The 25,887-nt window shown below is 52.3% G+C and carries 26 protein-coding genes; 12 read left to right on the top strand and 14 right to left on the bottom strand.

Annotated features, from left to right (window positions below):
* Window positions 1-11 precede the first annotated feature (11 nt).
* Both gatA and gatC read right to left on the bottom strand, forming a co-directional pair.
* Entirely contained in the window at window positions 12-1,457 is a 1,446-nt protein-coding gene (gatA, locus tag ACJJI1_RS02810) for an Asp-tRNA(Asn)/Glu-tRNA(Gln) amidotransferase subunit GatA (protein WP_444907476.1), read from the bottom strand.
* Window positions 1,458-1,528: 71 nt separating this feature from the next.
* Window positions 1,529-1,816, bottom strand: coding sequence for an Asp-tRNA(Asn)/Glu-tRNA(Gln) amidotransferase subunit GatC (gene gatC / locus ACJJI1_RS02805; RefSeq protein ID WP_444907477.1), 288 nt, complete (start codon window positions 1,814-1,816; stop codon window positions 1,529-1,531).
* A 357-nt stretch (window positions 1,817-2,173) separates the two neighbouring features.
* Between gatC and ACJJI1_RS02800 the strand changes: the two genes are divergently transcribed.
* The 7 genes from ACJJI1_RS02800 to msrB all read left to right on the top strand — a co-directional run bounded on the left by ACJJI1_RS02800 (window position 2,174) and on the right by msrB (window position 11,705).
* Entirely contained in the window at window positions 2,174-3,208 is a 1,035-nt protein-coding gene (locus ACJJI1_RS02800; protein WP_020412569.1) for a rod shape-determining protein, read from the top strand.
* Window positions 3,209-3,347: 139 nt separating this feature from the next.
* Window positions 3,348-4,190 (top strand): rod shape-determining protein MreC, encoded by an 843-nt coding sequence (gene mreC / locus ACJJI1_RS02795; protein WP_413663056.1) that lies wholly within the window; start codon window positions 3,348-3,350, stop codon window positions 4,188-4,190.
* Complete coding sequence (gene mreD, locus ACJJI1_RS02790) at window positions 4,177-4,656, top strand: rod shape-determining protein MreD (RefSeq protein ID WP_444896337.1); 480 nt, start codon at window positions 4,177-4,179, stop codon at window positions 4,654-4,656. Before mreC ends, mreD begins: the two co-directional genes overlap by 14 nt.
* Before the next feature lie 97 nt (window positions 4,657-4,753).
* Complete coding sequence (locus ACJJI1_RS02785; RefSeq protein ID WP_444958472.1) at window positions 4,754-5,365, top strand: Maf family protein; 612 nt, start codon at window positions 4,754-4,756, stop codon at window positions 5,363-5,365.
* Window positions 5,362-6,849, top strand: a complete 1,488-nt coding sequence (rng, locus tag ACJJI1_RS02780; RefSeq protein ID WP_413663053.1) for a ribonuclease G — start codon at window positions 5,362-5,364, stop codon at window positions 6,847-6,849. The genes ACJJI1_RS02785 and rng overlap by 4 nt, the downstream gene beginning before the upstream one ends.
* A 36-nt stretch (window positions 6,850-6,885) precedes the next feature.
* Window positions 6,886-11,088 (top strand): YhdP family protein, encoded by a 4,203-nt coding sequence (locus ACJJI1_RS02775; RefSeq protein WP_444958471.1) that lies wholly within the window; start codon window positions 6,886-6,888, stop codon window positions 11,086-11,088.
* 74 nt (window positions 11,089-11,162) lie between these two features.
* Complete coding sequence (gene msrB / locus ACJJI1_RS02770; RefSeq protein ID WP_444958470.1) at window positions 11,163-11,705, top strand: peptide-methionine (R)-S-oxide reductase MsrB; 543 nt, start codon at window positions 11,163-11,165, stop codon at window positions 11,703-11,705.
* A gap of 59 nt (window positions 11,706-11,764) precedes the next feature.
* On the opposite strand, the gene yjgA is transcribed toward msrB, so the two are convergent.
* The 12 genes from yjgA to ACJJI1_RS02710 all read right to left on the bottom strand — a co-directional run bounded on the left by yjgA (window position 11,765) and on the right by ACJJI1_RS02710 (window position 21,168).
* Complete coding sequence (gene yjgA, locus ACJJI1_RS02765) at window positions 11,765-12,280, bottom strand: ribosome biogenesis factor YjgA (protein WP_444958469.1); 516 nt, start codon at window positions 12,278-12,280, stop codon at window positions 11,765-11,767.
* Between the two features lie 46 nt (window positions 12,281-12,326).
* Complete coding sequence (gene mgtE, locus ACJJI1_RS02760) at window positions 12,327-13,694, bottom strand: magnesium transporter (protein ID WP_413663049.1); 1,368 nt, start codon at window positions 13,692-13,694, stop codon at window positions 12,327-12,329.
* A 99-nt stretch (window positions 13,695-13,793) separates the two neighbouring features.
* Window positions 13,794-14,063 (bottom strand): HPr family phosphocarrier protein, encoded by a 270-nt coding sequence (locus ACJJI1_RS02755; protein ID WP_444907482.1) that lies wholly within the window; start codon window positions 14,061-14,063, stop codon window positions 13,794-13,796.
* Window positions 14,064-14,082: 19 nt separating this feature from the next.
* A complete protein-coding gene (gene rapZ, locus ACJJI1_RS02750; RefSeq protein WP_444918012.1) occupies window positions 14,083-14,943 on the bottom strand; it encodes an RNase adapter RapZ in 861 nt (286 codons plus the stop codon).
* A 105-nt stretch (window positions 14,944-15,048) separates the two neighbouring features.
* Window positions 15,049-15,510, bottom strand: coding sequence for a PTS IIA-like nitrogen regulatory protein PtsN (gene ptsN / locus ACJJI1_RS02745; protein WP_444958468.1), 462 nt, complete (start codon window positions 15,508-15,510; stop codon window positions 15,049-15,051).
* A 3-nt stretch (window positions 15,511-15,513) separates the two neighbouring features.
* On the bottom strand, window positions 15,514-15,804 hold the full coding sequence (gene hpf / locus ACJJI1_RS02740) for a ribosome hibernation-promoting factor, HPF/YfiA family (RefSeq protein WP_108734230.1): 291 nt from the start codon (window positions 15,802-15,804) through the stop codon (window positions 15,514-15,516).
* Window positions 15,805-16,001: 197 nt separating this feature from the next.
* Window positions 16,002-17,468 (bottom strand): RNA polymerase factor sigma-54, encoded by a 1,467-nt coding sequence (locus ACJJI1_RS02735; protein ID WP_444958467.1) that lies wholly within the window; start codon window positions 17,466-17,468, stop codon window positions 16,002-16,004.
* Between the two features lie 194 nt (window positions 17,469-17,662).
* A complete protein-coding gene (gene lptB, locus ACJJI1_RS02730) occupies window positions 17,663-18,388 on the bottom strand; it encodes an LPS export ABC transporter ATP-binding protein (protein WP_444940945.1) in 726 nt (241 codons plus the stop codon).
* A gap of 92 nt (window positions 18,389-18,480) precedes the next feature.
* Window positions 18,481-19,038 carry a lipopolysaccharide transport periplasmic protein LptA gene (gene lptA / locus ACJJI1_RS02725; protein ID WP_444940946.1) on the bottom strand — a complete coding sequence of 186 codons (558 nt, stop codon included), beginning with the start codon at window positions 19,036-19,038 and terminating at the stop codon, window positions 18,481-18,483.
* Complete coding sequence (gene lptC / locus ACJJI1_RS02720; RefSeq protein ID WP_444958466.1) at window positions 19,025-19,594, bottom strand: LPS export ABC transporter periplasmic protein LptC; 570 nt, start codon at window positions 19,592-19,594, stop codon at window positions 19,025-19,027. The genes lptA and lptC overlap by 14 nt, the downstream gene beginning before the upstream one ends.
* Window positions 19,591-20,127: a KdsC family phosphatase gene (locus tag ACJJI1_RS02715; RefSeq protein ID WP_444958465.1), complete on the bottom strand. Its 537-nt coding sequence runs from the start codon at window positions 20,125-20,127 to the stop codon at window positions 19,591-19,593. The genes lptC and ACJJI1_RS02715 overlap by 4 nt, the downstream gene beginning before the upstream one ends.
* A gap of 69 nt (window positions 20,128-20,196) precedes the next feature.
* Entirely contained in the window at window positions 20,197-21,168 is a 972-nt protein-coding gene (locus ACJJI1_RS02710; RefSeq protein WP_444933973.1) for a KpsF/GutQ family sugar-phosphate isomerase, read from the bottom strand.
* A gap of 408 nt (window positions 21,169-21,576) precedes the next feature.
* Between ACJJI1_RS02710 and ACJJI1_RS02705 the strand changes: the two genes are divergently transcribed.
* The 5 genes from ACJJI1_RS02705 (at window position 21,577) to hisD (ending at window position 25,872) form a co-directional block, all read left to right on the top strand.
* Window positions 21,577-22,230: an MlaC/ttg2D family ABC transporter substrate-binding protein gene (locus tag ACJJI1_RS02705; RefSeq protein WP_444958464.1), complete on the top strand. Its 654-nt coding sequence runs from the start codon at window positions 21,577-21,579 to the stop codon at window positions 22,228-22,230.
* An 87-nt stretch (window positions 22,231-22,317) separates the two neighbouring features.
* Window positions 22,318-22,551, top strand: coding sequence for a BolA family protein (locus tag ACJJI1_RS02700; protein WP_444896351.1), 234 nt, complete (start codon window positions 22,318-22,320; stop codon window positions 22,549-22,551).
* A gap of 44 nt (window positions 22,552-22,595) precedes the next feature.
* Entirely contained in the window at window positions 22,596-23,858 is a 1,263-nt protein-coding gene (gene murA, locus ACJJI1_RS02695) for a UDP-N-acetylglucosamine 1-carboxyvinyltransferase (protein ID WP_444958463.1), read from the top strand.
* A 50-nt stretch (window positions 23,859-23,908) separates the two neighbouring features.
* On the top strand, window positions 23,909-24,547 hold the full coding sequence (gene hisG, locus ACJJI1_RS02690) for an ATP phosphoribosyltransferase (RefSeq protein WP_444958462.1): 639 nt from the start codon (window positions 23,909-23,911) through the stop codon (window positions 24,545-24,547).
* Window positions 24,548-24,561: 14 nt separating this feature from the next.
* Window positions 24,562-25,872 carry a histidinol dehydrogenase gene (gene hisD, locus ACJJI1_RS02685; protein ID WP_444958461.1) on the top strand — a complete coding sequence of 437 codons (1,311 nt, stop codon included), beginning with the start codon at window positions 24,562-24,564 and terminating at the stop codon, window positions 25,870-25,872.
* Window positions 25,873-25,887 lie beyond the last annotated feature (15 nt).

Below are 25,887 nucleotides of genomic sequence, written 5' to 3'. Positions count from 1 at the left end.
AATTTATCTCCTTATACGGCGCTGGCTTTGTGCCAGTCGGTTACCTGTTGGTATTGGTGGGCGATGTTGAGCATGCGCGCCTCTTCCAGGTAATTACCGGTAATTTGCAGGCCCACCGGCATATTGTCCACCAGGCCACAGGGTACAGACATACCCGGCAGCCCCGCCAGGTTGGTGGCGATGGTGTAGATATCCTCCAGGTACATAGCTACTGGGTCAGCGCTCTTTGCGCCAAGCTCGAAAGCGGGGGAGGGGGTCGTGGGGCCCATAATCACATCCACTTTTTCGAATGCTTCGACAAAGTCCTGCTTGATCAGGCGTCGGGCCTGTTGGGCTTTGTTGTAATAAGCATCGTAATAACCGGCGGACAGGGCGTAGGTGCCTACCAGGATTCGACGCTGCACTTCTTCGCCGAAGCCTTCACCGCGGGAGCGCATATAGAGATCGCGCAGGTCTTTGGGCTCTTCGCAGCGGTAGCCATAGCGCACCCCATCGAATCGAGATAGGTTGGCAGAGGCTTCAGCGGGGGCGATCACATAGTAAGCAGGTATCGCTAACTCGGTATGTGGCAGGCTGATATCGACCAGTTGCGCACCCAGCTTTTCAAACTCTCTCAAAGCCTCCTGAACCCGGCTTGCGGTTTCAGGGTTAAGACCTTCCCCAAAGTACTCCCGGGGTACTCCGATCCGCAGCCCGGCAATCGGGTTATTCAGTTCGGCGGTAAAGTCAGTGGGCTGCTGCTTCAGGCTGGTGGAATCTTTCGGGTCGTGGCTGGCCATGGCGGATAGCAGGTAAGCCGCATCTTCTGCGTTGCGGGCGATGGGGCCAGCCTGGTCCAGGCTGGAGGCGTAGGCTACGATGCCATAGCGGGAAATACGCCCGTAGGTGGGCTTCAGCCCGGTGGTATTTGTCAACGCTGCCGGCTGGCGAATAGAGCCGCCGGTATCGGTAGCTGTGGCGCCGGGTATCAGTTGTGCAGCAACTGCCGCAGCTGAGCCACCGGAGGAACCGCCGGGCACACAGCGGGTATTCCAAGGGTTTTTTACTGGGCCGTAAAAGCTGCTTTCGTTGGATGAGCCCATGGCGAATTCATCCATATTGGTCTTGCCCAGGGAGACGGTTCCGGCAGCGTTGAGGTTATCTACCACCGTGGCATCGTAGGGAGGGATAAAATTATCCAGCATTTTTGAGGCACAGCTGGTGCGCACGCCGTTAGTGCAAATAATATCTTTGTGGGCGATGGGCACACCGCACAGTGCCGGTGCCTCCCCGTTGGCCAGGCGTTGGTCGGCGGCTGCGGCTTGCGCTAGGGCGCTCTCTTCGGTGACGGTAATAAAACTGTTGTAGTTGCTGTCCAGTTGCTGGATGCGGCCGAGTAAATGGCGGGTTAGCTCTGTACTCGAGAACTCTTTGCTCCGCAATCCACGGATGATCTCGGCGATAGTAAGCTGATGCATATTATTCCCTTAAAGGCTCTAGACGGGCTGAGGGCTGGGTATTTAGGTGAATTTCGTCAGTGTTGGGCCGGCTAATCAATTACTTTGGGAACCAGGTAGAGGCCTTCTTCGGTTTGGGGAGCCAATTCTAGGAAGTCTTTGCGCTTGTCAGTCTCTGTCACTGCGTCGGCACGCAGCTCCTGGATCTCGTCCAGTGGGTGCGCCATCGGAGCGATACCATCGGTATTGGTGGATTGCAGCTGGTCGACCAGTTGCAATACATCGCCGAGGCGGTTGCTGACTTCTTCGATGGTTTCTTTGGATATGGCGATACGGGCCAGTTCCGCCAGTTTTTCTACAGTTTGCGTATCCACTGCCATGGTGATGGACTCCTCCAGCTTGAGTTGCGAGTCGAAAACTGCCCGGATTATTTGCGGCGGGCAGAACCGGCAAATTTAGCACATTGGGGTTATATTCTCACCGGCTCCGGCAGTAATGGATAGCGGGCCTCAAATGACCTCCCTTCAGCCTTGCCCTGATGCCTAGCGGTTGTTAGAGTTTGCCGAATCCTGCCGAGTGATGAGAGACTCCGGTATTTTGCGTAGAATCCGATTCGAAATGCGGCTCGGAACTCAGAATTATTTTTGCGGACTAATTAGGATTTGTATCCATAAAAGAAGCCGCGCCCGCAGTGCCCGACCTGGGGGCTGATAATTAGTACAAGGTAATCGAATTCCATGTTTAAACGTTTGCGGGGTATGTTTTCCAGTGATCTCTCCATCGACCTGGGAACTGCCAACACGCTGATTTACGTTCGCGATCGCGGCGTAGTACTCGACGAACCCTCTGTCGTCGCAATCCGTCACTACAATGGCCAGAAAATCGTTGAGGCTGTCGGAGTAGAAGCCAAACGCATGCTCGGCCGGACTCCTGGCAATATTACCGCTATTCGCCCGCTGAAGGACGGTGTTATCGCCGACTTCCAAGTGACCGAGAAAATGTTGCAGCACTTTATCAAGAAAGTGCATGAAAATAGCTGGATGCGCCCGAGTCCGAGAGTGCTGGTGTGTGTTCCCTGCCAGTCCACAGAAGTGGAGCGCCGCGCGATTCGCGAGTCGGCCCTGGGTGCAGGTGCTCGCGAAGTGTCACTGATCGAAGAGCCCATGGCCGCTGCCATAGGCGCAGGTTTGAATGTCGAGGAAGCGAGCGGCTCCATGGTGGTGGATATCGGTGGGGGCACCACTGAGATCGCTATTATCTCCCTGAATGGTGTGGTTTATTCCGATTCAGTTCGTATCGGTGGTGACCGTTTTGATGAAGCTATCGTCAACTACGTGCGTCGCAACTACGGCAGCGTAATTGGTGATGCAACTGCTGAACGGATCAAAGAGGAAATTGGCTGTGCTTATGCAGGCAGTGAAGTTCGCGAAATCGATGTGCGCGGACGCAATCTGGCCGAGGGCGTGCCTCGCAGCTTTACCTTGAACTCCGACGAAATTCTCGAAGCCCTGCAAGAGCCTCTGACTGGTATTGTGCAGGCTGTTAAAAGTGCGCTGGAGCAATCCCCTCCCGAGTTGGCTTCTGATATCGCTGAGCGCGGTATGGTGCTGACTGGTGGTGGTGCTCTGTTACGCGATCTGGATCGTCTGTTGATGGAAGAATCGGGCCTACCGGTAATTGTTGCCGATGACCCGCTGACCTGTGTGGCGCGGGGGGGCGGTAAAGCGCTGGATATGTTGGATCGCAGCCGTCTCTACCTGATGTCTAACTAGTAGACATCGGTATTATGAAAACTGCTAGGGAGCTTGTGGCTATATCCGCAAGCTCCTTGTAATAAAAAAATGCGAGTCATCTTTTGTGGCTTGTGCTGTTCTCACCATCTTTGATTGACCTGTTAAGAGGGGATTGCCTGTGAAACCGCTATTTACCCGCGGTCCCTCTGCCGAATACCGCCTGGGCTTTCTCATCATACTCGCGATCTCGCTGATCGTTTCCGATCATTACACCAATTGGTTTCAGCCTGTTAGAGAACGCTTATCAGGAGTTATTGCTCCACTGTACTGGGTTACAGGAGCCCCCGAGCGTGTGGGCGATTGGGCCGATGAGCAGTTTCGCTCACGCGAAGAACTGCAAGAGGAGAATAGCCGCCTCAAGCGCCAGGTTTTACTGCTGGAGCAGCGCAGCCAGCTATTGGCGGCCGTAAAAGCGGAAAACACTCAGCTCAAAGAGCTGATGAACTCAGCAGAAATGGTCGATGACCGAGTATTGGTGGCTCAGGTAATTGGCGTTACCCCGGACCCTTTGGAGCATGTGCTGCTGATTGACAAAGGCCGCGATGACGGCATTGATATCGGTACCCCGGTAATGGATGCCAGTGGATTGCTGGGGCAGGTGATTGAAGCTGGCGACTCCTATAGTCGTATCCTGCTGATAACTGATTCCAGTCATGCCATTCCCGTCCAGGTTCTGCGCAACAGTATGCGCACCGTCGCCGAGGGTACAGGTGACCTGTATCGCCTGAAGTTACGCCATCTTGCTAATACCAGTGATATTCGGGAGGGCGATTTGCTGCTCAGCTCCGGCTTGGGTAGTCGCTTTCCCGCAGGTTATCCGGTCGGGGAGGTTATCTCGGTGCAGAGAGACCCGGGTAAACCTTTTGCGGAGGCTGAAGTGTTGCCGAGGGGGCGGATGAATCGCAGCCGCTTTGTATTGGCGGTCATTGGCAGTGGAGGACATTCTGTTGCAAGCGAATAACCGCTGGTTTATCGCGGTCACTATTCTGCTGTCACTGCTTCTCTCGGTTATGCCCCTGCCACAGCAGTGGCTCTGGTTTCGGCCGGCATTTCCGGCTTTGCTGGTGATATTCTGGATTACCCGAATGCCCCAGACCTTCGGGGTGGGGTTCGCTTGGATGATCGGTATTGTCCAGGATTTGGCTACGGGGGCGAGCTTGGGAACCCATGCCCTGGCCCTATCGGTACTCGCCTATTTCAGCTTACTGACTTACCAGCGCACCCGGGCATTTAATCCGGCCCAGCAATTGTTGTGGGTATTTGTTCTGGTGGGCATTCATCAAGTGGTGGGCAATTGGGTGCACGGCCTTGAAGGTAAATCGGTACCCGGGCTGACGTTCCTTTGGCCCGCCCTGACTACAGCCCTGCTCTGGCCCTGGGTGACCCCGTGGCTCAGGGGGCTTTCCGGGCGTTTACACGTTCGTTGACCGTCTCGTCGGCACTGTAAATCAGTGTAAAAAATCGATCATTTTTCGAACAGTGCCGCTATAATCAGCCGCTGACCCACAGGGAATATGTAATAGAGTGACAACAAGCGCTTCAGAAAATCGACTTCTTTTGGCCTCTGGTTCGCCGCGCCGCGCCGAACTGTTGGCCCAGATTGGGGTGCCTTTCTCCCAATTGTCCCCCGCTGTTGTAGAACAACGCCAACCTGCTGAAAGCCCTCTTGAGTACATAGAACGCTTGGCCCACGACAAGGCTGTCGCCGGGTTTCAAGCCGCTGACAGCCCGCAGGGACTCTGGTCTTTGGGAGCGGATACGGTGGTTATGGCAGGTGAGAGGCTGCTGGAAAAACCCCAAGATTTTGCTGACTTTGAGTCCATGATGCTGGCGCTATCGGGAGTAGAGCACTCTGTTTTCACGGCAGTGTGCTTGCGTTCACCGGATCGACAGTTTAGCCGAGTAGTGGAAACTCGAGTCAGGTTCCGCCACTTGTCCAAAGTTCAAATAGCGGATTACTGGAGTACTGGAGAGCCTGTCGATAAAGCTGGCGGTTACGGTATTCAGGGGTTTGGTGCCGCCTTGGTAGAAGCTTTTAGTGGCAGTTACAGCAATGTTGTAGGGCTCCCATTGGAAGCTGTAGTCCCAATGCTGGATCATGCGGGCATTCCCTATTGGCAGGAGGGCCAATCTTGAGCGAAGAGCTGTTAATTAATGTTGCGCCGACTGAAACCCGGGTTGCGCTGGTAGAAAATGGTGTGCTCCAGGAGGTCTACCTGGAGCGGAGTGCCCGGAGAGGGATTGTAGGAAATATCTATAAGGGAAAGGTGATTCGCGTACTGCCCGGAATGCAGGCCGCTTTTGTCGATATAGGCCTTGAGCGCGCGGGCTTTATCCATGCCTCGGATATCGCGCCTCTCGACGAAGAAGGTATGGAGGCGCGGGATGCCGAGGTGGCGGATATCCGGGCGCTAGTCAGAGAGGGGCAGTCACTGATCGTGCAAGTAGTGAAGGACCCTATCAGCAGTAAAGGTGCCCGGCTGACTACCCATCTGTCGGTTTCTGCACGTTACCTGGTGTATATGCCGCAGACGCGCCATATCGGTATCTCTAATCGAATTGAAGACGAGAACGAACGCGAGCGATTGCGCCAGTTGGTTGAAGCAGCTTCTCTACGCCTCGCGGAAGATGGTTTGTCGGCCGATGGGGGCTTTATTTTGCGTACCGTTGCCGAGGGAGTGAGTGAGGAAGAGCTGCTGAGAGATATCCCCTTTCTGTACAAATTATGGGGGGAGCTGGATGAGCGCATTAAGGAGCGTCCAGTGCCTTCGGTTATCTATGAGGACCTTCCACTATTTATGCGCGCATTGCGTGACCTTGCGCGCCCTTATACCGAAAAGATTCGTATAGACTCCCGAGAGGCCCACGGCCGTGCGGCAGAATTTGCCGGTAAATATGCGCCGGAAATTGCCGGTCGCCTGGAACACTATCCCGGTGAGCGCCCACTGTTTGACTTATACGGTGTTGAAGAGGAAATAAGAAGGGCACTACACAACAAAGTCACCTTGAAGTCTGGCGGCTACTTGATCGTAGAGCAGACAGAGGCGATGAGTACAATTGATGTCAATACGGGTGCTTTTGTTGGGCATCGAAACCTTGAAGAGACTATCTTCAAGACCAACCTGGAGGCCGCTACAGCGATTGCCCGCCAGCTGCGTTTGAGGAATCTGGGTGGGATTATCATTATTGATTTTATCGATATGAAAGACCCCGAGCACCAGCGACAAGTCTTGCGCACCCTGGAAAAGACCCTGGAGCGCGATCATGCCAAGTCCAGTATCACCGGGGTCTCCGAACTGGGGTTGGTGGAGATGACTCGCAAACGCACCCGTGAGTCACTGGGGCAGATTTTATGTGAGCCTTGCTCTGTTTGCAGTGGGAGGGGCACCTTAAAGAGTGCAGAGACAGTTTGCTTCGAGATTTTCCGCGAGATTATTCGAGAGGCGCGCTCTTACGATAGTGAAAAAATTATGGTACTGGCCAGTCAGGTGGTAATAGATCTTTTACTGGATGAAGAGTCGGCTAATGTCGCCGATCTTGAAGAATTTATTGGTCGGCCGATTCAGTTCCAGGTAGAGCCCATTTACAACCAGGAGCAATATGACATTGTTCTTGTGTAATCCATTATTCACTCGCCAGCAAGCTAAGAGAGCTTATTGTCAGCGCTCGGTCCATGCCTGTTTGGTGGTGAGGGTATAGCGATGGTTGTAATACGCTGGATTGCAAGAAAGTTCTGGTTACTGTCGGTAAGTTTGGTGATTGCTCTGGCAATCATCGTGCAAACAGGCCGACTGCTGTCCCCGCAGGTAGAGAACTATCGTCCCCAGATTAGTCATTGGCTTAGTGAGCAGCTAGGCGTTCCTGTACAGATGGATCGTATTTCCCTGCGTTGGGAGGCCCTTGAAGTTGCATTGCAGCTGGATGGGCTGCGTCTGGGGGAGCACGGTGAGCTGAGAATGGGGCACGGCCTATTCCAGCTGGATCTACTTTCCAGTCTCTGGAACCGGGAATTGGTCTGGAAAGACCTGCAAATGAATCAGTTTTCGGCCGGGCTCAACCGCGATGAAAATGGCCTCTGGTATCTACAGGGGTTTCCCGATGCCCCGCTTAAGCTTGAAGGCAGCACTGCACCCAATTCCGAAGCGGCAGATCCGGCCCGCCTATTCCAGTTGAGCCCCAAAATCCAAATCAGTGATGCAGCGATCACTGTGCGCCTTCCCGATGAGCAGCTGGCAGAAATCAATTTGCCTGAAATCCAGCTGGAAAATAGCGGAGATTTTCACCGACTGACTGCACGGGCTTTTATTTCCCGTGAAGGGGAGAGTAGCCAGGTTGATGAAGAGACCCTACGGGTTGTGTTAGAGGGGCGGGGCAATCCCAAAGATAAAGAGCACTTCTCACTGCGCGGCTATATGCAGCTTAATGAGTTGCTACTGGATGAAGACATTGTCAGCTTGCTTCACGAACTCACCCCGTTACCCGACCGGTTTCACTGGCAGGGGAAGAAGTGGGCAGACGGCCGCTTGTGGTTGCACAGTGATGCCGTAAGTGGGTATCGCATAGTGGGCCAGGTGGACTTGGCCCAAGTAGAAAGCCTGACCGATATGCAAAGGGCAGGAGAAGATATAGAAGAGCATACACTGGCTCCGCTGCGCGCTTTTTCTGGCAACTTGTCGGGCCGCTGGTTGCCGGGAGAGCACTGGCGATTAGCGCTGCAGGATATTGAAATCGATTGGCAGGGCTTGAAAATGCCGTCGCTGAACCTGCAGGTTAACAGTGACCAAGAGGGTATAGCCCTGATGGCTGATCTGGTTGATCTCGCTGGTTGGAGCAGCATCTTAAATCGCTTGTCGTTACTAGAGGGAGCTGCAGATGACTGGTTGCGTGCACTAAAACCCCAAGGTCAGTTGCGCAGCCTGCGTCTGCGAGCTGGTGCGGACCGGCAGTTAGAGATCAGCGCAAACTTGGAAGATATTGCGGTCGAGGCGTTTCGAGGAGCCCCGGCAATTACCCAGTTGAGTGGATATCTTCAAGTTCAGGGCGCCAGTGGCCGGGTTGAACTCGACGGTACCTCCCTCGGGGCGCACTTTCCCAGTCTGTATAAGAATGCTTTTGGCTTTGAGCAAGCCAGCGGCACCATAGCCTGGGATGTCGATAAGGCGTTGAACGAAGTCAACGTATTGTCGGGCCCGCTGATGCTTGGCGGTGAACTTGGTCAGGTCGGTGGTCAGTTTATGCTGTCACTACCCTTCCACGCCCAAACACGACCTGTGGATCTGGTGCTTTCCCTATCGATAAAAGATGCGGGGGTTATTACCCAGGAAGAGCTGGTGCCATTTGTGGTTAGCGATGATTTGCGCAGCTGGTTGAAAACTGGCCTGGGTAAGAACAATCTAGGGCGCGTTGAGAGTGCGGCCTTTATCTATCGCGGCAGCAGTTATAGCAAAGAGGGTAAAGAAGAATTCCTTAGAGCATTCGCGACTCACCAGAAGCGCAGAACGATTCAGTTGGCGCTCGACTTTTCAAATGCGAGCCTGGACTACGCCAGTGAGTGGCCTGAGGTCAGGGATGTGGATGGCCGTTTGTTGCTCGATGATGAAATTGTGCGGGTCAATGCCGATAAAGCCAAGCTCTGGAATATGGATGCTGGAAATATTCTGGTTGCGGTAACCCCTCAGAAGGGTGGAGGCTCACGCCTTGATGTACAAACTGAGGTGGTTGGACCCGCTGCCGATGGGTTGCGACTATTGCGTGAATCACCACTCAGAGATCACCTTGGAAGTGCCTTTGATGATTGGAGCCTGACCGGGAGTTTGGATGGCGTTGTATCCTTAACTCTACCTTTGGGACAGTCATCAGTAGTTCCCGAGCAACAGGTTGAAGTCAACTTGCAGCACGGCGACCTGCAGCTGAAAGGGCTCCGCCTCGATGCGACTGCGTTGAATGGTTTGGTGAAATACGATAGTGCGACAGGCCTTGAAGGGACCCAGCTGAATGGCAAATTGTGGGGCCGCCCGCTGACTGCTCGTATCCAACATATTGGCGAGGGGGATGCACGGGATACCCAGGTGGTTATCGACGGCAATGCATTGGTTGAGTCGGTACACGCTTGGAGTTCGCGGCCAGAACTGCAGTGGCTGGAAGGAGAAATGGATTATCAAGCCCTGGTGACCATTCCTGCAAAATCAGCGGAAACCCCTTACGCCGCAGTATTTGAGCTCACTTCCAACCTGGCCGGTGTGGCTGTAAACCTACCTGACCCACTTGGCAAGACGGCGGAAACAGAAACCAATTTTGTATTGCGAGTGCCGATTGGAGAGCAGGGCAGCTTGTTCCACTTGGACTATGGAGAACATTTACAGGGGCAATTCTGGCTGATTGATGGAGAGTTAGATCGGGCTGCAATCGCCTTGAATGCTGAGGCAAATTTGCCCTCCAAACGGGAGTTGACGGTCACTGGAGATATTTCCACTGTTGACTTGCCTCGCTGGCAGTCTCTGCTGGATATTTACCAGTTGTCTGAACCAGCGAAGCCAAGCGCTGCCAGTTCTGTTGCAAGTAATGCAGAAAATCCAGGAGAGGCTGCGGGTAGTGCCAGTGAGCCACTTCCGATACGCCTGGATCTCAGTACAGATCAGCTTCGGTTGGGCTCTGCAGAAATTGAGCATATCCATGTTACCGGTGAGGGAGTGGGGACGGATTGGAAGCTCAAATTTGACAGTGAAATGATTGCAGGAAATCTAACCGGCTTACTGGATGGTAGTACACCGTTACGCCTCAAACTGGCTCATTTGCGTCTGCCTCAGCCAGAGAAACCGGCTGAAGTCAGTGATGAAGCTTTTCCCTTAGACCCCTTTGCGGAGGAGGTAGTAGCGGATCCTTTGGCGCAGTTTGATTTTACTAGTTTGCCACAAATCGATTTTAGTACTGATAACCTTCAAATAGGTGAAGAGGCCTTGGGGCCTTGGTCATTTAAGTTGAGGACAGCTGCAGATCGTTTGGTGGTGAGTGATATCCACGGCACGGTGAGAGGGTTCCGCATCGAGGGGCAGGGCAAACACAGTGGTGAGCTAGGTGCAGAATTGGTGTGGATGAGGGATGCCGAGGGGCAGCAGTCATCACAATTTATCGGCCGATTGGTGGCGGATGATCTTGCAGATATCCAGCGCAAGATGGGCCATGAGCCGTTGATTGAGAGTAAATCGGCGATCTTTGAAACTGCTTTGAAGTGGGAGGGGGCCCCGACTCAGGTGAAAGGAAGCCTTCTCTCCGGAGAGCTTAAGGTTGATATTCGCGATGGCCGATTCCTGCGATCAACCGGTGCGACAGGCTCTACTGTGTTGCGTCTATTGTCACTGTTTAATTTTGATACCTGGGCGCGACGTTTGCGTCTTGATTTCACCGACCTTTACAAGAGTGGTATGGCTTTTGATAGGGTGCGTGGTGAAGTAGTCTTTGAAGGCGATGGTCAGCTTTTAATCGCTGTACCCATCCAGGTAGAGGGACCCACCAGTGAACTGCAGATGGCGGGGCGGGTTAATTTAGTCCGCGAAGATCTGGATTTAACGTTGGTGGCTACTTTGCCAGTTGGGAATAACCTGGCTTTGGTTGCAGCGCTAGCCGGTGGCTTGCCTGCAGCTGCGGGTGTCTACCTGATCAGTAAGGCATTTAAAAAGCAGGTGAAAAAGGTCGCCAGTGTCAGTTACCGAATTAGTGGTGGCTGGTCAGACCCGCAAATGCGATTTGAGAAATTGTTTGATGGAGATGGCGCCAAGCGAGAGGGCGCGGTTCTGGACCACGAGGGGAACAAGACACAGGTTGGGGTCGGCTCTGAAGAGAGGTCTCCTCCTGCAGCTTGAGTTTTAATATCCAGAGGCAGTGTGCAATAGCCATCTAATCTTAGTGAGGATCCCCTGTAAAAGGAGCACTGTAGATGGCGTTGCATTCATTATTGCCCCTCCTTCTTTTTGCAGCCGTCACTCTTTCGGCGTGTTCTGAGGCAGATGACCATCAGCGCGACCAGAATATGACGGTCGCTCAAGCTGAAAAGCATATTGCAGAGGGGACTGATCTCGATCAGATCCCTAAGTCTGTGTGGAAGCAGATCCTGCCAGAGGATCGCTATAAGGTTCTCTGGAAAAAAGGTACCGAGCCCGCTTTTAGTGGCAAGCTTCTGAATAACAAAGAGAAAGGGATTTATGTCACCGCGGGTTGCCGTTTACCGGTTTTCAGCTCTGAGCAGAAGTTTGAATCGGGCACTGGTTGGCCCAGCTTTTGGGATGTTGCCTACCCACAAAATATTATCTTAAAGGACGATTACAGCTGGGGATTGAAGCGGACTGAGGTGTTATCAAAGTGCGGGGAACACTTGGGGCATGTTTTTAAAGATGGCCCGGAGCCCACTGGTTTACGTTACTGCCTAAATTCTCTCGCCCTGGACTTTGTGCCGGCTTCTGGGGATAAGAAATCGCAATAACTTCTGGTGTCTAGATTGCGGGCGCTGCCAGCCAGTTAACTCTGGAGCGCCCGGAGCCCTTATTCCGCTTCCTGGATAAAGAAGTCGCGAAGATAGCGGAATAATTTTCGTTGATTGGTTGGTGGCTTATTGTTTTTGATTTCTCGATGGGAGTCCCTAATCAGTTGGCGCAGCTGTTGATGGTCGACACCGGGATGCTGGTCAAAGAACTCACCCTGGGCACTATTGCCTTCTTCCAGTAGTCGTTTGCGCCAGTCTTCAGCCATTTTATCGAAACGCAGGTGCTGTTGGTCTCGCTCTTTAAAGCGGTTCAGCACAGTTTCTATCGCCTCTTGGTCGGCACTGCGCATCAACTTGCCGATGTACTGCATCTGGCGCCGGCGAGCTTCATTGGATTTGATCCGATGTAGCGTAGCAATAGCCTCCTGCAAGTCCTCATCTATGGGGACTTCAGCCAGTTGGGCCTTGGAGAGCTCGGTTAGTTGCTTGCCGAGATCCTGCAGCTCGTGCATTTCTTTTTTGACCTGAGTTTTACTTTTCGGCAGGTCGTCATCGTAATCGTCGTATTCGTACATCTTTGATTCGCTTTCGGTAAATAAGGGGGCTTGGTCCAGAGGTGATTTAGCTAAAGTACCAAGTGGCCAAGCCCAGAAAAGACATAAAGCCTACTACATCGGTGACTGTAGTAAGGGCTACCCCGCCGGCCAGTGCCGGGTCTATATTCATGGCACGCAATGCTACTGGTAATATCGCTCCAGCGAGTGCGGCGGTTAATAGGTTGATTATCATGGCGGCAAGGATAATTACCGCAATCCATATGTCGCCAAACCACATGGCGGTTATCAAGCCCATCACAAGCGCCCACAAAAGAGCATTGAGTGCCGCCGAACCCAGCTCACGGGAAAGTAGCCAGCTTAAATTACTGCGTCCTATCTGGCCTAAGGCCATACCGCGAATGACCACTGTCAGCGTTTGGCTACCGGCCACGCCCCCCATGCTGGCGACGATGGGCATTAGGACTGCTAGGGCTACCACCTTGTCCAGGGTATTTTGGAACAAACTGATCACCCAGGAGGCAAGCAGAGCTGTGAGCAGATTAATACCCAGCCAAACGGCCCGACGCCGAGCAGTGCGCCCAACTGGGGCAAAGGTGTCTTCCTCCTCATCGAGGCCGGCAAGGCTCATCAGGGAGTGATCTGCATCCTCTCGGATAACATCTACTACATCGTCAATGGTGATTCGCCCCAGCAGGCGGTTATCTTCATCGACTACTGGTGCGGTAATCCAATCATATTTCTCAAACAAGCGCGCGACTTCAGTGTCGGGCATATCTGCGGGTATCGGTTCCACATCGGTATTGACCACTTCGCGAACTGTCACCGATGGATCTGTGGTGAGAAGTTTGGATAGTGGCAAGAGACCGATATATTGGCCCCTCCGGTTAATCACAAAAAGGCTGTCGGTAGATTCCGGTAGTTGTTCATGGCGCCTAAGGTAGCGAAGTACCACATCGAGAGTCAGGTTGGGGCGGACAGAGATGGTGTCTGTATCCATTAAACCGCCGGCCGTGTTCTCATCATAGGCGAGAACACTTTCAACCCGGAGGCGGTCGGTTTCCGTCATCGATGAGAGCACTTCGGCAACAACTCGCTCCGGCAGCTGCTGAAGTATATCGGCGATGTCGTCGGCATCCAGGCCTTCCATCACCTCCACCATCTCCTCGGTATCCATAGTGGCGAGGATCTGGCTGCGTACATCGTCGGTGAGTTCCTGCAGGACCTCACCCTCTATTTCCCTATCCACCAAATTCCAAAGTACCTGGCGGATACGCGGTGGAGAGCTCTCCAGCAATTGCGCAACACTCTGGGGAGTCAGGGTCTTGAGCATGCGCCGGACTTCTTGTCCCGTACCGCTATCCAGCGCGGCATACAGCTCACCCAGCTGATTCTGTGCGCGGAATTTGATTTCGGCTTGGGGAGAGCTGGGCACAACAAGTCCTTACTGCTAGTGGTGGATTTGGGAGGCGATGTAAAAGCTTAGCGGTTTAATGTTTAGAGTGAGCTTTTCGTGGCAATAGTATACTGGCCTCTATTCAGCTTCGCCGAATCGATCGGAGATCAGTGTGCTGATAGCTTCCAGGGCGGCACTTTCATCTGTCCCCTCTATTTCCAGTTCCAGCTCCGTGCCTTTGCCTGCAGCTAGTAACATTAGGGCCATCACACTTTTTCCATCTACGGCTTTACCCTGGCAATGCACTTTAATATTGGAGCAGAACTTGGAGGAAGTCTGCGCGAACTTGCTTGCAGCGCGGGCGTGCAAGCCGAGTTTATTGATGATGGTCAGTTGGTGTTTCTGCATTGCGCTGCTCGACAAAAATCTATTTTTGTTGCTCCCTGTGGCGTATCTGGACGTTATCAAACTCTTTGGAAAATTTCTTTACCAGCTGTTCAACCATATAAACTGATCGATGTCGGCCCCCAGTGCAGCCGATAGAGACACAGGTGTAGCTGCGATTACTTTTCTGGTAGGAGGGCAGCCAGTTTTCCAAAAAGTTGGTGATATCAGCCTCCATCTTTGCGGTCTCTGGGTGAGAGCGCAAGAATTCAGCAACCTCGATATCCTTACCGGTTTTTTCTCTTAGAGCTGGTTCCCAGTAGGGATTGGGTAGACAGCGCAAGTCAAAAATCAAGTCTGAATCCACAGGAACCCCATACTTGAACCCGAAGGACTGGAAGAGAATCGCCATGCTGTTTGATTGTTCTCCAACAACACGATTTTTAATCAGTTCACGCAGTTGGTGCAAACTCAGGGTGCTGGTATCAATAACCATATCTGCGATGGTTGAGATAGGGGTGAGCAGCTCTTTTTCCTGATTGAGAGCTTCTAGCAAATGGGTGCAATCATTGCTGAGAGGGTGCTTCCGTCTGGTCTCACTGAATCGCTGTACTAAAACCGGCTCGCGGGCATCGAGATAGATAACATCACATTGAACCCCTGCCTCGCGCAAGGACTCAATAACACTGGGAGCCTGTCTAATGTCTTGCCAGAGGTTGCGGGCATCGACACCCAGGGCCAGAGGTGTGTTTTCTTTTGGCGGTTGTGCCTTGACCCTCTTAACCAGCTCCGGGAGCAGGCTGGTGGGAAGGTTGTCGATACAATTGAAGCCGACATCTTCCAGTAATTGCAGTGCAGAACTTTTTCCGGAGCCGGAGCGTCCACTAATTATCACCAAGCGCATGGAGAGCCCTTTTCTTTGATCAAGTCTTTATTATTTCGCTTGTTGCACTACCTGAACAACGAGGCGAATGTCAGCTCTGAGACTCAGTTACTAACAAAACCTCCTCTAGGCGGCTGCAGTACTATCAATAGCGAGGGCATATAGCTCATCACTACTTTGTGCTTGCCTTAGCTTATCTCTAACCTGGCTGCTGGAAAACAGAGCGGCGATTTCGGCTAGCGTATCCAGATGTTCCTGCTCAGCATCTTCGGGGACCAGAAGAGTAAATAGCAAATCGACAGGCTGGCGGTCGACAGAGTCAAAATCAATGGCGGGCTGGGTGGTACAGAGAACCCCAATGGGGCTATCACAGCCGGGCAGCCTGCAATGGGGAATGGCAACACCATCGCCGATACCGGTGGAACCAAGGCGCTCACGGGCGATCAGTTGGTTAAAAACTGTATCGGAATCGTGTTGGGGATATTGTTCGGCAATGGCCTGGGCAATATTGAGCAGTAGCTTTTTTTTGCTGCTCCCCGCCAGATGGCAAAGGCTAAGGCGGGGAGAGAGTAATGCTTCCAGTGTCATAGTTCAGCGATGGTTCTGCAACTTCTCTTTGTGTTTTTTCAGTTGGCGGTCCAGCTTATCGGTGAGCGCATCAATTGCCGCGTACATATCTCTGTCTTCGGATCCAGCACAGAGGTCGTGACCGTTTATATGTACCGTCGCCTCAGCTTTTTGGATCAGTTTTTCGACGGATAAAATTACTTGCGCGTTGGTGATGTTGTCGTAATGTCTGGACAGCTTCTCCATTTTGCTTTCGCAGTAGCTGCGCATAGGTGAGGTAACGTCGACGTGGTGGCCACTAATATTGATCTGCATGGATTTCTCCTTGAAAGGTGCATCACAAGCCGGCGCTCACCCCCTATCGGGTCGCAACCCTACTAGGAAGTGGGCCAGAATGGAAGGATACACTCAAATTTTGGATTTTGGTTGCAGGTTGGGGGCGGAAGGCGCCAGTAGCGTATGACTGGAGGTGGGTTAGGGGTCAGATTAATTGGCTGTGTTTGGGTTGTGACTTAAATGAGCCTCTTTCTCTCACTTGAGGAGGGGATACCCATAGATTCGCGGTATTTCGCTACCGTTCGGCGCGCAACCTTGATGCCTTGCTTGTCCAGCTCCTGAGTGATCTTGTTATCTGATAGCGGCTTTCGAGGTACTTCCGTGTCAATCAGCTTGCGAATCAGGGCTCGAATGGCGGTGGATGAAGCATCCTCACCGGAATCTGTACTGACGTGGCTTGAGAAGAAATATTTGAGTTCGAAAACTCCCCGTGGAGTCAGCATATATTTTTGAGTGGTCACTCGGGATATGGTGGATTCATGCATGCCAATGGTTTCAGCAATATCTGCCAGAACCATTGGTCGCATTGCCTCCGGGCCTTCCTCAAAAAAGCCTTGCTGCTTATCCACAATGGACGTGGCGACCTTTAGCAGGGTGTCGTGGCGGCTCTGTAGGCTCTTCAAGAACCAGCGGGCCTCCTGCAAGTGATCCCGCATGAAATTGTTTTCCCGGGAGTTATCCGCCCGTTTTACCAAGGAGGCGTAGTGGCCATTAATCCGGATCTTTGGAGTGATTTCTGGATTAAGTTCGACCAGCCAGCGGTGATCCTTGCGGGACACAATAATATCGGGAATGACATAAGCGGGCTGTTCCCCGCTGAACTCCTCACCTGGGTTGGGGGTTAGTGTCTGGATAAGGCGGATCACTTCGCCGAGCTGGGCTTCGTTGAGGCGTGTGCGTCGGGTGAGTTGCCTGAAATCCCTTTTACCAAGTAATTCCAGGTGGCGCTCAATGATGGTCTGCGCTTCCTTTAGCCACAGAGTTTCCGCTGGTAGCTGCTTGAGCTGGAGTAGAAGGCACTCTTGGAGGTTTCTGGCCCCGCAGCCAGCTGGTTCGAATTGTTGTACAGCTTTAAGGACTGCAACTACCTCATCTTCTTCGAGCTGAAGTGAGGTGGCTACGTCATCAACGGTGGTATTGAGAAGACCGTTTGGGTCGATGGCGTCAATAAGGTGCTCGCCGATCCATTTATCGTGACTGGAAAGTGCTGTCAGGTTTAATTGCCAGCGCAAGTGGTCTTGAAGTGTGTCGGTGGAAGAGTTGCGCTCAAAATTGGGGTCGTCGCCTTCGGCGGGGCCACTGTAGCTGCTGTAAATGTCGTCCCAGTGAGAATCAACCGGCAGCTCTGTTGGAATATCCTGGCTCCAGTCGGAATCACCAAGCTCTTTTTCCTCAGCGGCTGTTTGGTTTAAATCCTCCCCTGCAGCGGCTGGCGGCTCTTGTTGTGCGTTGCTCTCGGTATTGGCTGTTGCTTGTTGAGCCTGATCTTCACCCTCAGCTTCCAGCATTGGGTTGCTGTCGAGGGCTGCCTGGACTTCTTGCTGTAAATCTAGTGTGGAGAGCTGCAGGAGGCGTATTGCCTGCTGCAACTGGGGGGTCATGGTTAGCTGTGCGCCGAGCTTGAGCTGGAGAGACTGCTTCATAATTTAAAGTTGCAGGCCAGTGCGACAAAGGGTTCGTCAAAATTAACCCGAGATGGCGCAGACTACCTTGGCCCTCAAACTATTACAAGCAATAAGCGTGCCGACTATTGCCTGCTAAGAGGTCGTTTCTTGGTTGATGTATGATAAGTTTCTCGAAATTTTTATTATTAAGTTACACTTGTCATCATTTGCCATTAAATCGTGAACTCATGTCCCAAATAGACTTCGCGTACCTGCTGGTTAGCGAGGACATCATCGGGAGTGCCAGAGGCAATAATATGTCCCTCGCTAACGATATAAGCGGTTTCACAGATATCCAAGGTTTCCCTTACGTTGTGATCTGTGATCAAAACGCCGATATCCCTGTCCCGCAAGTGGCGAATAATGTGTTTGATATCGTTAACTGAAATAGGGTCTACACCAGCAAAGGGTTCATCGAGCAAGACAAAGCTTGGGTCTGTAGCCAGGGCTCGTGCAATCTCCACTCTGCGCCGCTCTCCGCCGGATAGGGCCATTCCTAGGCTGTTTTCAATGTGTGTGATATTGAACTCTTCGAGCAACTCCTGGGCCTGTTCTTCGCGCTCTGTACGATTGAGCCCTTTTCGGGTTTCGAGGATTGCGAGAATATTGTCACGCACTGACAGTCGTCGAAAAACAGAGGCTTCCTGGGGCAGGTAGCCGATTCCTTTGCGGGCGCGCCCATGCATTGACAGGCGGGTAATATCTTCGTTGTCGATCAGGACTTGCCCGGCATCGGCCTGCACCAGTCCTGCGATCATATAGAAGCAGGTGGTTTTCCCGGCTCCATTGGGGCCAAGTAAGCCAACGACCTGTCCACTTGAGACGCTGACAGAGACATCTTGGACAACTTTTCTTTTCTTATATTGTTTGGCGAGGTGTAACGCTTGTAGCGTTGGCATAATGAGTCCTGAAATCTAACCGCAGCCGAGACAGGCCGCGGATTACATCATTGTAAATAGCGCTGTTTTACAGGCATTGAAATTTGGGTGGATTACTGATCTGTGTCGGTATTTGTTTCAGTTGGCTCGCTGGATTCGGTGCTCTCAGGTTTCCAGATCATCTCAACTCTGCCTTGACCCGGTTGGCTGCGAGCGCTCATTTGCTCAGTAGCGAGATCGTAGTCGATTTTCTCGGCAGTCAGGGTGTTGCCATCGCGATCGATATAAGCTTGCCCTGTGAGCTGCAGTTCTTCAGAGCTGATGACATACTCTATGCGCTCAGCGCGGGCTTTAACTGGTTCCTCGCTCTCCAGTATCTTTTGCTGGAAGTGCGCGGGGCGGCCCACAGCAATGACCCGGCTGATTTCATCGCTGGCCGTAAAGTACACTTCCACGCGATCCGCCCTGATTTGGAGTGAGCCCTGTGTGATGACCACATTGTCACTATAAACCACTAAGTTATTGGCGCGGTCGGCTGACATAGATTCCGAGCCCACAGAGATTCTCTGGGTTCTATCATCAGGTAAAGCCTGTGCTACGGTGGTAATAGCTGCCAGCGTAATCGCAGTGAAGGTCTTAAGCATAGAGGGATAGCGGTTATTGGGTGTCATAGCTGCTCTTCACGTCGGATAGAATTTCCATCCGGTTTTCTTTCAGGTAAGCGCGCATCCCCGTTCCTTCAGTGCGGTTGGGGCCGGAGCTAATAGTAACAACTTTGTCGGTCTCGGCGAATTCCCTGTCAGGGAAGATTGTGATTCGCGGTGTCTCCAATTGGATGCCATTCGGGCCAGGGAGTTCATCAATTTGAACGTCGCCACTAAGTACGATACGTTCTCCTCGATTGAAGGCCACACCCCTTTTGGACCGAGTTGCCCACTTGGGCTGGTCGTCCGTATAGAACAGCATGCGCGGCTCTTTAAGGTTGGCTCGATCCCGACGTTTAAATTGAAAATAGGTGATTTGCTCTGCATCCACTCGATAAGCTAGGTTGCCTGCCTGGTCAAAATGGCGAGTTTCAGCCCTTTTGATAACAAGGTCCGCAGCCCGATTTTGTTGCTGAGGAGTGGGCCTTTTGCCTAAGAGCTGTTCTGGCGGACTCTCGGAAAACCAGAGCCCGGCACTTATAAGCAGAATGACCAGTATGAGAGGCAACCACGAGCGCATCATTTTTCTCCGATATAGGGGGCGAGCGCCGCGTCAAAGGTCCCTTGTGCAATCATAATGCGGTCGCAGACTTCGCGTACAGCACCCTCGCCGCCACGGGCCTCTGTGATCCACAGGGCTCGCTCCTGTACGGGGGGGGCTGCATTAGGTGGTGCGATGGGACATCCGATCTTGGTCATTACCAGTAGATCGGGATAATCATCCCCGACATAGGCGATATCTTCCAGGCGGCATGACTCTTCAGAAAGTAACTCCTGTAGTGCGGCAAACTTGTCCTCCCGGCCCTGAATCAATTTATTGATACCCAGGTCGTGCGCTCGGCGCTCTACAACATTACTGCGCCGGCCGGTAATGATTGCTACACGTACTCCAGAGTTTTGCAGCATTTTAATGCCGTGCCCATCCAGGGTGTGGAAGGTTTTGAGCTCATTACCGCTATTGTCAAAATAAAGCTTGCCATCTGTCAGAACACCGTCCACATCCAGAACAAGCCAGCGGATATTTTTCAGGGAGTCATTTAATTTTTGTTCGGGCATCACCGGAGTAATCTCTCTTCGCCATTGATTGTGAGGGCAAGACCTGTGTGTTAATTGTCCGGTATTATCTCAGATAACTCCGGCGCGCAGAATATCGTGCATATGGAGTACGCCGACAGGGTGGTGAGCTTCATCTTCTACCACTAATGCAGTGATTTTGTAGTCCTCCATAATTCTCAGGGACTCTGCAGCGAGAGTGTCAGCAGAAACCGTTTTAGGGCGGCGACTCATCACCTCCTCCATGAGTGCTTTGTCGAGTTCGATTTTTTGATCTATTACTCGGCGCAAATCACCGTCGGTGAAAACGCCCAGTAATTCACCGTCGCTATTTACAATAGTTGTCATGCCGAACCCTTTGCTGGTCATCTCTAGCAGGGCTTTTGATAGCAGCGTCTCTGGAGTTACCTGGGGGAGTTCATCGCCTGCATGCATCACGTCCTCAACCTTCAGTAGAAGCCTGCGCCCGAGGGCGCCGCCGGGGTGAGAGAAGGCAAAATCTTCGGCAGTAAAACCCCTGGCCTCGAGCAGGGCGACTGCAAGTGCGTCTCCCATCACCAGAGTAACTGTTGTTGATGAGGTGGGGGCCAAGTTGAGGGGACAGGCCTCCGTGGCTACCGATATATCCAAATTGACTTCCGCAGCTTGAGCCAGAGGGGAGTCGGTTTTTCCTGCCATGCTAATTAGTGGAATGCCCAGTCGTTTAAGCAGAGGCAGTAGGGTGAGGACTTCAGCGGATGAGCCAGAATTGGATATGGCTATGACAACATCATCCCGAGTGATCATACCGAGATCACCGTGGCTCGCTTCGCCGGGGTGAACAAAAAAGCTCGGTGTGCCAGTGCTGGCAAGGGTGGCCGCGATCTTTCGGCCAATATGCCCAGATTTCCCCATGCCGGTAACGATTGTGCGGCCGCGACATTGCATGATCATTTCACAGGCTCGCTGGAATTCGCCATTAACTCTGTGCTCCAGTGCTGCCACCGCTTCAGTTTCCATGCGGACGGTGCGGCGCCCAGCTTCCAAAATTAAATCCTGTGTCATCAACTGCCTCAATCGCTTACTGGTGCTCTAACAAGTTCTCGTAAAACTGCCTTATTATGCGACAGTTTCGATATTTACTTATGCGACAGCGTGGATAATTTTTGTCATATGAGTCCAATATTTAAAGGCGACTCGATCTTTTGCTGTCGTGCTAATCTATATTAGCGGGCTGCTGGCGGCGGAAAAAGCCAGTGCGCATTTTAGATGTGTCAAATGACACGCTCGTACACCGCCACATTGCCGGGTGTGGCCATGGTATAGTTTGCCGTCTCCGCTGTCAGCTATGTCACTCAATGGATGATCGACACACTCTCAGTTGGGCTGCGGGAAGGTTGATATGTGGTATTGCTATGGCACTAAATTCTGTCATATGCGTCCAAGGATTGATTTGCTAACTGGAGATAATTTGTGAACGCATCATTTTGGATTGGCCGAAACGGTTTGTCGCGGTGGATTAGATTTGCGCTTTGTGTTGTTTTTGCTTCTGCAGTGGTTCCTGCAGCCAATGCGGCCCAAAATCCATATGTAATGATTAAAGGGGTTTCCGATGAGCTTTTGGGGGTAATTCGTACCAACGCTCAGTATGCAAATTCAGACCCACAAAGATACTACAGTGCTGTTGAAGGGGTGCTGACCCCGGTTGTTGATTTTGACTTTATCGCTCGCGGTGTAATGGGGCGCTATGCCAAGCAGGCGACTGCCGACCAACGCTCTCGCTTTACGGATGCTTTTCGTCGCGATCTTGTAGCGACATTTGCTCGCGGCGTGGCAAATTTTGGCGACCTGGATGTAAAAGTGGTCAATCCCGGCACCACACCTCAAGGTAATCGTGTAAATGTGCTGCAGGAAGTTCGCAGTAAAGAGGGTATAACAAAAGTTTCGTATACCTTGGTGCGCAATCGGGCAGGCCAGTGGAAGTTGATCAATGTGATTCTGAATGGGGTCAACCTGGGTAAGACTTTCCGCAGTCAGTTCTCGCAGTCAATGCAGACTTATGGAGACATCGACAAGGTGATTTCTAATTGGTCAGCGGCAGATGATGCCGCAAATAAAGTGAGTTGATCCGCGAACTTTGGAGTGCGCAGCTGCGCACTCCGCTTGATTCAAGTACACTTGCGTGCTGTTTTTAACCAATCGCAAGTCCCTCCTATGCAACCAGACGAAATCAAGGCCCTAATCGAAGGGCAAATCCCCGATAGTACTGTTGAAGTGGCTTTTGAAGGTAGTCACCTGATGGTCACTGTAGTGAGCAGTTCCTTTGAGGGTCTGAGTCGTTTAAAAAAGCAACAGCTTGTCTATGCCGCTCTTGGTGAAAAAATCGCCGATGGCACCTTGCATGCCGTGCAAATGCAGACTCTGACTCCAGAAGAAGCCAGTCGTTAACTTGCCATTGCCACTGAGGTGTTGGCTATCTAGAAAGAGATTGAATGGATAAGTTGATAATAGAGGGCGGCAGCCCAATTTCCGGGACTCTGCGGATTTCTGGAGCTAAGAATTCAGCCTTGCCGATATTGGCTGCTGCTTTATTGGCTGACGGGCCTGTGCAAATCGATAATTTGCCGCATCTCAATGATATTACCACCATGATCACCTTGCTCCGGTGTATGGGGTGTGATGTCACTATTGATGAAAAGTTGGGTGTTGAGATTGACCCTCGCTCAGTCAATGACCTGACCGCTCCCTATGAGCTGGTTAAGACTATGCGGGCCTCAATCCTGGTTCTTGGGCCCCTGCTGGCTAGGCATGGGGTTGCGAATGTCTCCTTTCCTGGTGGTTGTGCAATTGGTAGTCGCCCAGTCGATATTCACCTAAAGGGCCTTGAGGCGATGGGTGCTGAGATAACCATTGATGGTGGTTTCATTCGGGCGCGCTCCAACGGTCGCCTTAAGGGAGCCAATATTGTCATGGAGAAGGTGACAGTTGGCGGCACAGAAAACCTGCTGATGGCAGCGGCACTGGCAGAGGGAACTACGACTCTGCACAACGCCGCTCGCGAGCCCGAAATCGTCGATTTGGCAGAGTTCCTTATTGCTATGGGGGCTCAGATTGAAGGGGTTGGCACTGACACCCTGCGTGTTCACGGTGTACCTAAGCTTACCCCCTGCAAGTTCACTGTTATGCCGGACCGTATTGAAACCGGAACCTTCCTTGCGGCAGCTGCAGCGGCGAGGGGCAAAGTACGCCTGCTCAATACTCGTGCTGATATCCTCGATGCGGTTATGGTTAAGTTTGAAGAGGCTGGAGCTCATATCAGTTGTGGCAATGATTGGATTGAGCTGGATATGAAAGGCAATCGCCCTAAAGCGGTGAGCTTCCGTACAGCGCCTTACCCAGCCTTCCCTACAGATATGCAGTCCCAGTTCACAGCAATGAATGCTGTAGCCGAAGGGAAGGGAACTGTGATTGAGACAATCTTTGAAAACCGCTTAATCCAGGTTCATGAGCTGAATCGAATGGGAGCGGATATCACCCTGGAAGGCAATACGGCAATTGTTACCGGGGTGGAAAAGCTTAAGGGCGCTCCAGTAATGGCTTCAGACCTGCGCGCGTCAGCCAGCTTGGTTATTGCCGGTATGGTGGCAGAGGGCACTACTATGGTGGATCGTATTTACCATATTGACCGCGGCTACGAGTGTATTGAAGAGAAGCTCCGACAGCTCGGCGCGAATATTCGGCGTGTTCCCGGCTGATCGCTAAGAAGTTAACCCCAAGAGCCAATGACGGACTGGCGTAAATCGAAATGACTGCACAAATTACAATCGCACTGACAAAAGGGCGGATTCTTCAGGAGACTCTACCGCTTCTTAAGGCGGCGGGGTTGGAGCCTGCTGAAGACCTAACTAAAAGCCGAAAGTTGATATTTCCGACGAATCGCGAAGGGGTGCATCTCCTCCTCCTGAGGGGAGTGGATGTACCCACTTATGTGCAGCATGGAGCCGCAGATATTGGCGTGGCGGGGAAAGACACTCTACTCGAGCATAGTTCTGATGGTATTTACGAGCCTCTCGACTTGGGTATTGCCCGCTGTCGCCTGATGACCGCTGGTGTTAAGGGCCGGCAACTGCCCAGTGGCCGAATTAAGGTTGCCACCAAGTTTGTACAAAGTGCCAAAAAGCACTATGCCTCGATTGGCCGTCAGGTTGACATCATTAAGCTGTATGGGGCTATGGAGCTTGCTCCGCTAATGAATTTGGCCGACGAGATTGTCGATATTGTTGATAGTGGCAATACGCTAAAGGCCAATGGCCTTGAAGCCCGAGAGACTATTGCGCAAATCAGCAGTCGATTGATCGTCAACAAGGCAGCCATGAAGATGAAATATGCGCCAATCAATAGTTTGATTGAGAAGTTGGCATCGGCTGTAGCACAAACCAAATAGATACCCGAAGCATTATGACGAGCAAAGTAATTCGTCGGCTAAATACGGTCGATAGAGATTTCGATGGCCAATTGAAGCAGCTATTGGCTTGGGAGGCAGTGGCAAATCAAGAGGTTGAAAGTATCGTTGCAGAAATATTGCAGCGTGTTCGCGCTCATGGTGATAAGGCTGTTATCGAGTTCACCAACCGCTTTGATCATCGGCACCTGGAAAGCGCGAAAGACTTTGCTCTGCCGGCTGCTGAGCTTACCGCGGCTCTAGACCGTATAAGTACCGAGGAGCGCGAGGCCCTGGAGGCAGCTGCTAATAGAGTGAGGCATTACCACGAGCATCAAAGACAGGAGTCCTGGCGCTATACGGAGGCCGATGGGACTGTGCTGGGGCAGCAGATTACCCCAATGCAAAGTGTCGGCATTTATGTTCCTGGAGGTAAGGCGAGTTACCCTTCTTCCGTGCTTATGAATGCAATTCCTGCAAAAGTTGCTGGGGTTGACGCCGTAAATATGGTGGTGCCGGCTCCGAAAGGGGCGCTGAACGACCTGGTGTTGGCGGCAGCGGCAATAGCAGGGGTGGACCGGGTGTTTACGATTGGTGGTGCCCAGGCAGTAGCGGCACTAGCCTATGGTACTGAGTCTATTCCTGCGGTGGATAAAATTGTTGGTCCGGGGAATATCTTTGTGGCCAGTGCCAAGCGTGCTGTTTTTGGTCATGTTGCTATCGACATGATTGCGGGCCCTTCTGAAATTCTGGTTATTTGCGATGGGCAAACAGATCCCGACTGGATTGCCATGGATCTGCTGTCACAGGCTGAACACGATGAGCAGGCGCAGTCAATTCTGTTGTGCCCTGATGCTGAGTATCTAGATCGGGTTGAGAGTTCGCTGCAAAGGCTTTTGGCCGAGTTGCCCCGAGCTGAAATTGCCTCCCGCTCCCTTGCTGACCGTGGAGCGTTGATCCAAGTGGAGTCCATACAGCAGGCGATAGAAATCTCTAATCAGATTGCGCCGGAGCACCTGGAAGTTTCAGTAGATAACCCTGAAGCTTACCTTCCTGAGATCCGGAATGCCGGAGCCATTTTCCTTGGGCGCTATACGGCAGAGGCATTGGGGGACTACTGTGCTGGCCCCAATCATGTCCTTCCTACCAGTGGCACTGCCCGTTTTTCCTCACCGCTGGGAGTTTATGACTTCCAGAAGCGCAGTTCGGTGATCTACTGTTCTGAAAAAGGCGCTGATACCTTGGGGCGCGTAGCGCATACTCTTGCGCTCGGGGAGGGGTTAGAAGCTCATGCCCGCTCTGCGGGTTTTCGGGTCAAGGATTTCTGAGTAATACACCCCAAC

Source organism: Microbulbifer maximicatervae (SeqCode) (genome assembly GCF_052467065.1).
Note: the sequence above shows the minus strand (reverse complement) of the source record. Positions and strands in the feature narration are given on the sequence as shown.

Excerpts from the sequence above, each read along its gene's own strand:
- msrB (WP_444958470.1), top strand. The coding sequence starts at position 11,163 with ATGGCGTTGCATTCATTATTGCCCCTCCTTCTTTTTGCAGCCGTCACT.
- ptsN (WP_444958468.1), bottom strand. The coding sequence starts at position 15,510 with ATGACACTGGAAGCATTACTCTCTCCCCGCCTTAGCCTTTGCCATCTG.
- ACJJI1_RS02710 (WP_444933973.1), bottom strand. The coding sequence starts at position 21,168 with ATGACACAGGATTTAATTTTGGAAGCTGGGCGCCGCACCGTCCGCATG.
- hpf (WP_108734230.1), bottom strand. The coding sequence starts at position 15,804 with ATGCAGATCAATATTAGTGGCCACCACGTCGACGTTACCTCACCTATG.
- murA (WP_444958463.1), top strand. The coding sequence starts at position 22,596 with ATGGATAAGTTGATAATAGAGGGCGGCAGCCCAATTTCCGGGACTCTG.
- ACJJI1_RS02715 (WP_444958465.1), bottom strand. The coding sequence starts at position 20,127 with ATGCCCGAACAAAAATTAAATGACTCCCTGAAAAATATCCGCTGGCTT.
- ACJJI1_RS02755 (WP_444907482.1), bottom strand. The coding sequence starts at position 14,063 with ATGCAGAAACACCAACTGACCATCATCAATAAACTCGGCTTGCACGCC.
- lptA (WP_444940946.1), bottom strand. The coding sequence starts at position 19,038 with ATGACACCCAATAACCGCTATCCCTCTATGCTTAAGACCTTCACTGCG.
- hisD (WP_444958461.1), top strand. The coding sequence starts at position 24,562 with ATGACGAGCAAAGTAATTCGTCGGCTAAATACGGTCGATAGAGATTTC.
- lptC (WP_444958466.1), bottom strand. The coding sequence starts at position 19,594 with ATGATGCGCTCGTGGTTGCCTCTCATACTGGTCATTCTGCTTATAAGT.
- gatA (WP_444907476.1), bottom strand. The coding sequence starts at position 1,457 with ATGCATCAGCTTACTATCGCCGAGATCATCCGTGGATTGCGGAGCAAA.
- gatC (WP_444907477.1), bottom strand. The coding sequence starts at position 1,816 with ATGGCAGTGGATACGCAAACTGTAGAAAAACTGGCGGAACTGGCCCGT.
- ACJJI1_RS02700 (WP_444896351.1), top strand. The coding sequence starts at position 22,318 with ATGCAACCAGACGAAATCAAGGCCCTAATCGAAGGGCAAATCCCCGAT.
- ACJJI1_RS02735 (WP_444958467.1), bottom strand. The coding sequence starts at position 17,468 with ATGAAGCAGTCTCTCCAGCTCAAGCTCGGCGCACAGCTAACCATGACC.
- yjgA (WP_444958469.1), bottom strand. The coding sequence starts at position 12,280 with ATGTACGAATACGACGATTACGATGACGACCTGCCGAAAAGTAAAACT.
- lptB (WP_444940945.1), bottom strand. The coding sequence starts at position 18,388 with ATGCCAACGCTACAAGCGTTACACCTCGCCAAACAATATAAGAAAAGA.
- ACJJI1_RS02800 (WP_020412569.1), top strand. The coding sequence starts at position 2,174 with ATGTTTAAACGTTTGCGGGGTATGTTTTCCAGTGATCTCTCCATCGAC.
- hisG (WP_444958462.1), top strand. The coding sequence starts at position 23,909 with ATGACTGCACAAATTACAATCGCACTGACAAAAGGGCGGATTCTTCAG.
- rapZ (WP_444918012.1), bottom strand. The coding sequence starts at position 14,943 with ATGCGCTTGGTGATAATTAGTGGACGCTCCGGCTCCGGAAAAAGTTCT.